This window comes from Arthrobacter sp. NQ7 (genome assembly GCF_029581595.2).
In the GTDB taxonomy this organism is placed as follows: Bacteria; Actinomycetota; Actinomycetes; order Actinomycetales; family Micrococcaceae; genus Arthrobacter; species Arthrobacter phenanthrenivorans_B.
Window position 1 is genome coordinate 22,705 of record NZ_JARFXU020000035.1, and the last position, 7,278, is coordinate 29,982.

At 61.3% G+C, this 7,278-nt stretch carries 6 protein-coding genes; 3 read left to right on the forward strand and 3 right to left on the reverse strand.

Annotation, left to right across the window (positions count from 1 at the left end; genetic code table 11):
* Together PUN71_RS21695 and PUN71_RS21700 are read right to left on the reverse strand one after the other, a co-directional pair.
* A complete protein-coding gene (locus PUN71_RS21695) occupies positions 1 to 1,560 on the reverse strand; it encodes a relaxase/mobilization nuclease domain-containing protein (RefSeq protein WP_277800071.1) in 1,560 nt (519 codons plus the stop codon).
* The gene (locus PUN71_RS21700; protein ID WP_277800072.1) at positions 1,560 to 1,952 is read right to left on the reverse strand and encodes a MobC domain-containing protein; all 393 of its coding nucleotides are present in this window, start codon (positions 1,950 to 1,952) and stop codon (positions 1,560 to 1,562) included. Before PUN71_RS21700 ends, PUN71_RS21695 begins: the two co-directional genes overlap by 1 nt.
* 215 nt (positions 1,953 to 2,167) lie before the next feature.
* Here PUN71_RS21700 and PUN71_RS21705 point away from each other — a divergent pair, with 215 nt between their 5' ends.
* Both PUN71_RS21705 and PUN71_RS21710 read left to right on the forward strand, forming a co-directional pair.
* Positions 2,168 to 2,485: a hypothetical protein gene (locus PUN71_RS21705; RefSeq protein ID WP_277800073.1), complete on the forward strand. Its 318-nt coding sequence runs from the start codon at positions 2,168 to 2,170 to the stop codon at positions 2,483 to 2,485.
* Between the two features lie 245 nt (positions 2,486 to 2,730).
* Complete coding sequence (locus tag PUN71_RS21710; protein WP_277800074.1) at positions 2,731 to 3,294, forward strand: hypothetical protein; 564 nt, start codon at positions 2,731 to 2,733, stop codon at positions 3,292 to 3,294.
* A gap of 1,004 nt (positions 3,295 to 4,298) precedes the next feature.
* Here PUN71_RS21710 and PUN71_RS21715 read toward each other — a convergent pair.
* On the reverse strand, positions 4,299 to 5,447 hold the full coding sequence (locus PUN71_RS21715; protein WP_277800075.1) for a hypothetical protein: 1,149 nt from the start codon (positions 5,445 to 5,447) through the stop codon (positions 4,299 to 4,301).
* Between the two features lie 491 nt (positions 5,448 to 5,938).
* On the opposite strand from PUN71_RS21715, the gene PUN71_RS21720 reads away from it, so the two are divergent.
* A complete protein-coding gene (locus PUN71_RS21720) occupies positions 5,939 to 7,099 on the forward strand; it encodes a hypothetical protein (protein WP_277800076.1) in 1,161 nt (386 codons plus the stop codon).
* Positions 7,100 to 7,278: the final 179 nt, after the last annotated feature.

Genomic DNA, 7,278 nt, shown 5'->3' on the forward strand with positions numbered 1-7,278 from the left:
TTATCTCTCGATGTCCGGGCGGGTGACCCCGCCACGAGTGGTTGCGTGGGTCCGTGCCTGCTCGTACTTCGGCGGTAGCACCGAGCCGGCGGAGCGTGCCTGAGTCTGGCCGGCCGCGCTCGTCCGCACAGCTTCGGCCGCCTCTCTGTCTACCGCCGGCACCGTCGCTGGGACGGTCGGCAGCGCGGCCGCCACCTGGCTCAGCTGCGTCTTCACCAGGTCACTGATCTGGCGTGCCCTTCGCAAGTCATTGGACGCCTTGTGCATGTCATGGACGGCCTTCGCCACGTTCAGCAGCTGGCGCAGCATGATCGCTTGTGCGGCCGTCCCGGCGCCTCCCATAGTGGCCGCCATTAGAACCAGGGACGCACCCCTGGCAGACGGGCCGACGCTGCGGACCGGTCGGGCAGGGTATCGCCGCAGCTGTGCCGTCTTGGACAATTCGTCGGCCGCAGCTGCCAGCGGTCCCGGTGTCGATTCCGTGGCTGTTGACCAAGCTGCGAACGCCCCGGACGTCTCCCGTGCAACCTGCGCCCATGTCGCATGGTCATCAATCAGGACAGCTCGCAAGCTTTCCCGCAGTTGGGCGACTTCGTTGCTGTACTGCTCCCACATCTGGGGATCTGGTTCGTGCGCCTCACGGCCGATGTTGACGGGCCGCCGGCCACGTGCGGCTGCTCCCCATTCGGCCACAGCTCCGTCCGCCAGCTCGGGACTGTCGGCCCACGCTCCGCGTAGTCGCGGAAGGGTCAAGTCCTTGGCCAGGTGGCCACCGCCGAACCATACGGGCCGGCCTCCCTTGGGCGGACGTTCGGCAACAGAGTAGCCAACCACGACATCATCACGGCCAGCTGCGAAACGCGGCTTGATCATGGCACCCGTGCGCCGGAAGCGACGGACAAACTCAGCCTCGTCCTGGGCGGCGGTGGCGCAAGCCCGGACCTTCCGGGCAAGTGAACGGCGTTCCGGTTCCTCCACGCCGCGACGCTCGGCTGCCTCGCGCTCACCGGGGCGCAATCCACGCATGGCGTAGACGGGAGAAAGCCGTTCCAGGCCGTGCTTCTTCTCAATCGTGCGGGCTGTTTCCTGGGCGCGCTTGTAGTCCAAGTGGCTGGTCCATCTTGTGCCGTCCTCGCGCACCATAGACGCCGCAATGTGAATGTGATCATTGCCGGCCTTGCTGTGGCCGTGGCGGATTGCTACCCATGACACAGGGGCCTTTCCGCTGGCCTCGGTGAAGCCCATTTCATCCATGAACTCGTTGACGATCTCGGCCCACTTCTGGTCGGTAAGATCGCCTTCTTCCGCGCGCAAACTCAGCGAGCAATGCCAGACATGTCCGCCCTTGACGTCCACACCAAGAACGTTCTTTGCCTGGTCGAGCTGATGCGCAATCGACAGGGCTGCGTCACGGTTCAACTGGTCGTCATTGTGCCAAGCCATGATCGGCGCGGAGCCGGTCACCAAGTGTGGGTCGGTGTGTTCGTTGGACCGGCCAGCACCGGCCAGGTAAACCAACAGACCGGCCATGCGGTCGCCCTTGGTGATATTCGGAATCATCAGCCGGCCAGTCCCTCAATGATGCCATTCATGCGTTCGGCAATCGCACGCACACGTCCCAGAGCTACGCGGGCTTCCTCGGGAAACTCATCCGTGGCATTGGCATGCTTCGCCAGCTGGTTCACGTTGTTGGAGAGCGCAGCCAGGTAGCGGCGTGCAGCCATGAACTCGGTAGCCAGGGCGCGACGCTCCGCGAGCGAATCGGAGGACTGGGAGTAAAGCGCCGCACTGACCAGGATCTCAGACGGGCTGCGTCCCGTCTGCTCTTCCAGTACATAAAGACGGGTCCGCTCCTGCTCCGACATGGAGACACGCACGTATTGGGTTTCTCCGTCGATGTTCGCACGGCGACGACGGTTCAATCGACGGCCGGAGCTCTGTTCCTCAGCCATTGCAGCACCGCCCTTCCATGCCCAGCGCAGCGCCCCGGAATCTCCGGGCTCACAAGTCAACGGTGACGCATCCCCGGTGCGAAGTCGAGGATCAAGTCCGCTTATGGCACATAAGTGTATAGCTTGCTCCGGCCCAAAGCTCCGCGCTGGAAACTTTACCTTTGCGGAAGGTGAAGGGGCGGCCCTTTCCGTACTGCTTAGCTAGACTGTGTGCCATGGCTATCCATATCGATGCAGAGAAGATCGAAAACGAATTGCAGCAGCGGCTAAGCAACCGCATGGACTCCGTGCGGTTGCTGGTCAAGTCACGGCAGAACGTCGCAGAGGCACGCGAGGCTCTCGCCGCGGCGGAAGATGAGGATGCCCGCCGCTACCAGGCGGCACTTACGGCAGGCTGGACCGCCGACGAACTGCGCTCTGCAGGCCTCAACGAGCCGGAGAAAAAGCTGCGTGTACGCAAGCGTGCAACGCGCCGCACAGCACAGACACCGCCGGCATCTGAACAAACTGAACAGCCGCAGCACCAGGGGTAGCCTCTCGCCCACATGTGCACAGCAAAAGCTCTACCCTACGGGCTTTTCCTGCACACACGATGGACGACAGGAACCAGCTGACCGCCTGCACACAACCGCCAGGTCACCCCACCCAGGAACCTCACCCAACGCAACCGGCGGATGTGCACAGCCTCCAAACGAATCACCTCAAAGAGTGAGTCCAATTGACAACTTCCCCTCGCCCACCCGTCTCCTGGGAGCTACTGAATTCCACCCCCTCCACAGTGTATGAACGACTGATCGTTCAGTGGCCCAAGCAGTCGGAAAGAGACTTAGCATTCTTTTACTCGGAGTCTGCCAAGCGGCTAGCGTCCACTTTTCACGGCGACCCAATCGATGACACGATCCTGCTGCCGTACCTCATGCTGTACAGGCAGGCTTTCGAACTTCAGCTGAAATCTTTCACGAAGTACCTGGCTGCAATGCGCCTGAAGCACAGGGAGCCGGATAACAAGGAACTAGCCGCAAGGAAGATTGCCAAGAAGCTCAGAGAGAAACCAATCGGTCACAAACTTGAGCTGATTCTGGATGAGTTACTGACGCACTTCGATGCTCTCGATTTGTCCGAGCCGTTTCCATCAGGTGTTCAGGATCTTTTGAAGCTGCTGCATCAGGCAGATGAACCAGGAACCTACTTTAGGTACGCCGGGAACCTGCCAACAGATCAGGTCAATGTAGACTTTCTCGACTTGGCCAAGCGCTTTGATGAGCAGTGCACTATGCTTCAAGCAGTCGAGGACTGGACCACGGAGATGTTCCGACTGCTGCCCGATAACCGCCGGTACTAACGGGCCGAACAATCTCCATTCCGGCCGCCCATCATCGCTGCTGCGGGCGCACCGTCAAGGGGCGCTGGGCGTCACTTCGTGATGAGCCTTCAGCCACCCTTGACGCCGCACCCTGCGCAGCATTTCGGCCTTTACCGGGAGGGGGAACTGCGGACTTAGGTCACAGAAAAAGCCCCTTCCGAGACCACTTCTACAAGTAATAGTTAACTGCCGATAATGAAGATTTTTGTAAAGCTGGCGGATAAAGAGTGCAGCGCATCCAGCCGGTAACACTCTCATCCAAAGGGCGAAGCTAGCTGGCGAAGCTCTGAAGCCTCGATTGCCAGAGCTGCACGCGTGAATCTGCCCCAAAGTTGCCGCAGCTTTGCGGGCGAGACGTGCAACGGCGGGGGGTGCATCGGCTCTCGGTACAAGTGCCAGCTACCGGCTTCCAACCGCCACAGGGCGCCCGGTGCTGGTTCCGACTCCAGATCTCTCTGCCAGTAGTCCGCTAGATCCAGGATCTTGTTCTCGTGTTTCATCGACCAGTGACAGCGTCGGAGTCATGCGTCGTGGGATAGTGGCGGAAGTCATGATGACCTCAGCTTTCTGTGCAGGCAGTGGAGTTACTTGTTCACCGAAAATCCCGGCCACAGCTTCGCTGGGGCCCTGCTCTTGCCCAGAAAGAAGATGCCCCGCTGGCGTTGGCTAGCAGGGCATCTCGGGTGTTGCGGGGGAATGGTGTGCTGCCCGCGTTAGGCAGAAACCTGGCAGCACCTCGATATACAGGGGTGCGCAGAAGTTGATTAGCCAGTCCCGTACAGCGCCCACCCAGGCGCTGGGGGAGGAGGCGTAGAGGCCGGCGTTCCGGGCTGGGTTCAGCTCGATGAGCACTACCTCGTCGGTGTCCTGGTTGATGCGGCGCGGACCGGGTGCGTCATCCTTCCTAGCTGCACCAAAAACAGAGCCCCACCTGATCCGACCAGGTGGGCCTCTGCATTGAGGGCCCGTTGTGGGGCGCTGGGTTAGGCGGCTTCAGCGAGGGGCTTCGGCTCGACGCGCCAGCCCCGGACGGATGTACCCGGGACCCGATGCCAGTCTTTACGGCACCTGTTGCAGCCGATGATCACACTGTGCTCGCGGAATCCGGGGATGTTGTCATGCTCCTCGATGATCACCCCGCGGCCGCAGGGGCACAAAAATTCATGACGTTCGAACGTCCCTGCGCCGGCTCCCCATCCTGGGGCGGCCTCTTCGTTGCTGCTGATGCGTTCGGTGCGGAGGCTCATGTCACCACGCAGCTCCGGGGGCGCGATCCTGGCCCACTCGACGATTGCTTCCAGCGCTGAGTCGAACGCTTCGGGCATGGCCGAAAGTTCCCGGAGAATGTCTAGCAGGTCCTGTGCCGTGGCAGCGATGCGGTGGTAGCTGCCCTCGACTCCGGCGAGGTAATCGCCGGCCAGATCGCCCACCACGTCGTCGCGGTCTGCCTGTTGCATCAGCCACTCGTGGAACGGATAGACCTCCGTCGACGGCCCCGGCTTCTCCCAGCGACCCAGGATCAGCTCGCCAGCCGCACACTGGTCAAGGGCCGTTTGCAAGTGCGTAAATCCCGCGGGCCGGTGCTGGTGGCCCTTGGGCTGGCGTTCTTCAATGACGATGCGCCTGACATAGGCATGCTCGTGTTCAGACACGCCGATAAGAAGGTTCAGGCCGCCGTCCTCGACCATTGGTAGTCCCAGAGCGGCTGCCGCCCAGATGATGCGGCCGTTGGAGACGTAGCTGCAGTGCGGCTTTAGGAATTTCTCCGCCGTGTGCTTCAGCGAGTAGCTGCTCACCGCCGGGGTTTTTCCCGGTGCGATGGGGGTGAACATCCGCAGGAAGTCGGTGATCAGGGCCAGATCGACATAGTCGGATCCGGTGTAGCTCCACTGCGTGTCAGCATAGAAGCCGGCTTCGCCGAGGACCCATTCACCGCCGTCGGCACCAATCAGCGGGTGATCTTCGAGGGTGTTGATTAGCTGCCTGGCGCTGACCCGCTCGTCCAGGAAGCCCTGGGCCAGCGGTGATTCGATCTGGCGCAGCGCGGTGGTGTAGTTCGAGCCGGTCAGCTCTTTCCAGGCGCGCGCGTCCTGCTGGACCTTACGGTCACGGTCATAGTTGTTGGAGTTCATCTCGATCTCATATCCGGGCACACACCCCGCGTCTGCAAGCCCTAGAGAGAGGTGTCTCAGGTGTTGCGTTTCTGGATCTGTAGCAGTTGTCTTCGTTGTCGTCGCCACGCGGGGGCTCGGACTCAGAGGGTGGCGGACCAGACCGCCACTTACTACTATAGCATCTAAACCTGTGAGTTTGCTGTGCGTCGACCGAAAGCCTTGGAAAAAGGAAGCCCTGCCAGCGTGAGCCGGCAGGGCTTCCTCGTGGGGGCGAGTGACGTCAGTTGCCGTCAGAGACTCTCGCTTCGACGACGTTCTCGAAGATGTCCTGGCAGTCGGGGCAGACTGCTCAGGCGCACGCGCCCGGTCCGCTGGCCAGCCGGGGCCGCGTCGAGGCCCCGGCCGGAAGGTCGTCTTTGGGTCTTGACGCGCAAACAAGCCAGGAGCATTCTGACACTGCCTGAGCTGGCGGGTGTTGCATTGAGCGATGACGGATTTGAGGAGGGCTTATGCCCGAGGAAACAGCTCCTAGCAGGGCTGCGGTGCCGCCTACGCCCCCTGCGGAACAGCCTGATGATGGCAGGCTCACCGACGAAGAGAAACTTACGGTGTCAGTTACGGTTGAGCCATCTTTTGAAGAACGGCTCTTTCTCCGCTGCAGAGGCACTTGTCCGGACTGCGGCACCGCCATCGCCTACGACCATCCCCTTGCGGCGATCTCAGACGGGCTTGCCATCCCGACTGGTGCTCCGGCCGGCGACCACCAGAACAGAGGGCTCGCCACATCATCTGTCGGCCCCCTGAAGCGGCTATGGCTTTTGCTTAAATGGCCTGTGCCTACGCAGACCGGGATCGACGAGAACATAGTCCTGACATGCCAACCGGACGCCACACACACCGGCGGGCACCCGTCAGACGCGGCAGGCCAACCCCCTGCGCCACTCGCAGACAAGATTAAGGCCGCCTGGCTCATTCACGCCAGGAAACTGGGTGATGATGAATACAATCCGAACTACGGACTGGACACGTCTGACCAGCGCAGACCGACGGCCGATGACTATGAAATCGAGCAATCACTCAGCTCGGCGGCCAAAAACGCATTGTCGACCGTGCGTAAGGCTGCAGGAGATTGGCAGACCGGTTTGGCGGGCCTCTTGGCGGTGGTGACGGCCGCGACGTTCTTCAAAGGCGCCGACAGTGTTGGAAGTTACCAAGACCCGTTGCCGGCATTTTTCCTTGTCCTCGGGATTCTGGTGCTCGTCACAGGAGGCGCCGGTCTGGTGTCATTGCTGGCGGCCGCCCATGGCGAACCCGCGGCAGCGACGTATACCGACGTGGCTTCTGCTAAAAACCTGCTGGGCTGGAACACCCGTCTAGCGCGCCGAGCGCACCGGCAGTTCAGGGACGGCCAGTTCATGACCGTGTTGGCTGCCCTGTTCGTGGCCATCTCCGCCATGTTGTTGGCCTACGGCCCACGAGCAGCCGCCGACAAGCCTACGGTCCTGTTGTCCTACCGGGACAGCTCCCAAAACGATCTCATCGTCACCGGTTGCGGCAAGCTGATTGAAGCCACCACGACCAGCATCACGTACCAGCCAGGCAATGCGGAAAAGCAGAGTTTCCCGGCCAACAAATTGGTCGCACAGACCAACGTCGCGCACTGCCCGTAAGCCTCTCCCCTACCTCATTTTGAACAGCCGATAATGAAGCTTATGTAAAGCTGAATAGTGATTATTGCATCTGATGCATGATCACCCCTCCTCCGCCTGGGACTTGCTGCCACGCAGTCATTCATCTTTGAAAAGTGCCCGTGACCTGCGGAAACACTTCGTACACAGTGGGCGCAGGG